Below are 1,658 nucleotides of genomic sequence, written 5' to 3'. Positions count from 1 at the left end.
CCTGGGGTTTCTGCTACAGATTGCCATGGCCCGGGTGCTGGGTTCGGGCGAGTATGGCGCATTTGTCTATGCCATGACATTGGCATCGCTGGGTGCGATGCTCGTTATCGGTGGTATGGATCTGATCATCGTCCGAGAGTTGGGCAGCCATTTTTCGGCCGGCGCGTTCAAGGTTTCGCGCCTTGTTGCGCAGTGGTTCGCGCGCAAAATGGCTGTTCGCGCGGCGTTTGTGTTGACTGGGCTGGCTGTGGCCTGGTTTCTGGTGCCTGCGGATGCGCCCTGGAAATCGGCTTTTATCGTGCTGGGGTTTGCCTTTCCCTTGATGGTGAGCAATACATTGTGGAGCGTGCTGTTACAGGCGATGCGGCGCGCCGTGTGGGCACAGGCGTTGACCATGGCCTTGCCGCAATTGATTCTGCTGACGGCTTTTGGGTGGCTTTTATGGCAAGGGGTAAGGCTCGGTGCAGAGCAGGCCTCGATCATTCAGGTTGGGGTCTTGGTGACTCTTTTTCTGATCGGCGGCTGGCTTGTTTTGTATCAACATGGGCCCATAGAGATGATCAATGGCGGGGAAACAGAATCCTTGCCTGATTGGAATGCGGAAGCAAAACGCTTGCTTTGGTTTGTTTTGTTGGGTTACGGTGTGGCCAAGGTGGACTTGCTGCTTCTTGGAGTGTGGCAGCCTATTGAGGATGTGGGTAGGTATAATGTAGCCAGCAGATTGGCCGAGTTGACCAGCATTTTTCTAGCGGCCTCGAATCAGTTCATGGCGCCAAGGATTGCCGCAACCCATCGGAATGGAACACGCGAAGCATTGCAGCAAATGCTGGCCAGTTCCATCCGGATCGTATTTCTGGGCACTCTGTTGGTTGCCGCTGTCGTGGTGATCGCAGCCCCAGTTGTGTTGCCATGGTATGGCCAAGATTTTGGACGCGCCTTTTGGCCGCTTGTCGTGCTTGTGGCTGGCCAGATGGTGAACGTGGCTTTGGGTCCGGTCGGTTATTTCCTGGCCATGGTTGGGAAAAGTGAGGTTATGGTTCGAGCTTATGGGCTTGGATTGCTGATAAATGTGGGTGGCTCATTGGCACTGATTCCGATTTGGGGCATTCTGGGTGCAGCCGCTGCCAATGCCTTTGCCATGGTCGCGTGGAACTTGGCAATGTATCAATGGATTCGAAGAAATATGGGGATCAATACCAGTATTTTTGCGAAGGTGACGGCGAATTGAGCAATATGCCTAAAGTCAATCTTTTTCTGGTTGGCGGTGCGAAATGCGGCACGACAACCTTGGCAAACTGGCTGGGAGCCCAAGAAGGGATCTGCTTTTCCCGCCCCAAAGAGCCATGGTTCTTCAGTCAAAATTTGCAATCGCTGCGTATGCGACAGATCCAGACGATGGAGTGGTATCAGGGATGCTTTGCGCATTATGGCGGAGAAAGGTATCTGGCGGATGGTTCTACATCGTATCTTTATGACCAATCCTCAATCTCTGAAATACTTCGCTACAATCCGGATGCGAAATTCATTATCTCGCTGAGAAATCCTGTCGATGTGGCGCGATCGTTGCACAAACAGATGCTGTATAATGGGCAGGAGTCGGTGCTGGATTTCGAACAGGCTTGGAGGCTCTGCGCGGCAAGGCGGGAAGGTCGTCATGT

2 protein-coding genes are annotated in these 1,658 nt (G+C 53.4%); both read left to right on the top strand.

The features are described 5' to 3' along the window. Positions 1–25 precede the first annotated feature (25 nt). Positions 26–1,228 (top strand): hypothetical protein, encoded by a 1,203-nt coding sequence (locus D6694_12300; protein RMH38484.1) that lies wholly within the window; start codon positions 26–28, stop codon positions 1,226–1,228. Between the two features lie 5 nt (positions 1,229–1,233). Then, a partial coding sequence (locus tag D6694_12295) for a hypothetical protein (protein RMH38483.1) occupies positions 1,234–1,658 on the top strand: 425 nt, incomplete at its 3' end.

The sequence above is a fragment of the Gammaproteobacteria bacterium genome (genome assembly GCA_003696665.1).
Taxonomy (GTDB): domain Bacteria; phylum Pseudomonadota; class Gammaproteobacteria; order Enterobacterales.
The sequence above is the reverse complement of the archived record's forward strand: the minus strand, read 5'-3'. Positions and strand labels throughout refer to the sequence as shown.

What these genes read in the sequence shown, in the direction of transcription:
- D6694_12300 (RMH38484.1), top strand. Translation starts at nt 26, where the DNA reads ATGGCCCGGGTGCTGGGTTCGGGCGAGTATGGCGCATTTGTCTATGCC.